Here is a 420-nt window from a genome sequence, read left to right as displayed (position 1 = left end):
TTCCAGGTGGTACGTTCCCGCTTCACTATGCGAGAAAGGCAATACCTTGGCAAACAGCCGATCATTGAGCTAACGGTCAAGAACGGCACGGATCAGGCCATCTCCCGTGCCTACTTCTCCGGCACCATCGCCAGCCCTGATCGGAGCGTGCCTTGGCATGAAGATCAGTTCAATTACAGCATCTCAGGTGGTCTGGAGCCCGGCGAAGAAGCTACCTGGACGCTGGCACCGAACAGTTATTCTGACTGGGGCAAGGTGAATGCCCCTGCAGATGCCGTCTTTACCGTGATGGTGGAAAAGCTGGATGGGCCGGATGGGGAAGCCCTGTATTCCACAAGAGACTTCAGCGAGAGGGACCAAGAGCGTCTGGCTGAGCTGAAACAGCAATATGATGTTGATTAAACAGAGCATTATGCAGAT

General features: G+C 54.0%; 1 pseudogene. It reads left to right on the top strand.

The annotated features are described in order from the left end of the window. A pseudogene (locus A3754_RS07310) lies at positions 1-402 on the top strand (hypothetical protein); the annotation flags it as partial. Between the last annotated feature and the right edge of the window lie 18 nt (positions 403-420).

This window comes from Alcanivorax sp. HI0083 (genome assembly GCF_001635175.1).
The sequence above is the reverse complement of the archived record's forward strand: the minus strand, read 5'-3'. Positions and strand labels throughout refer to the sequence as shown.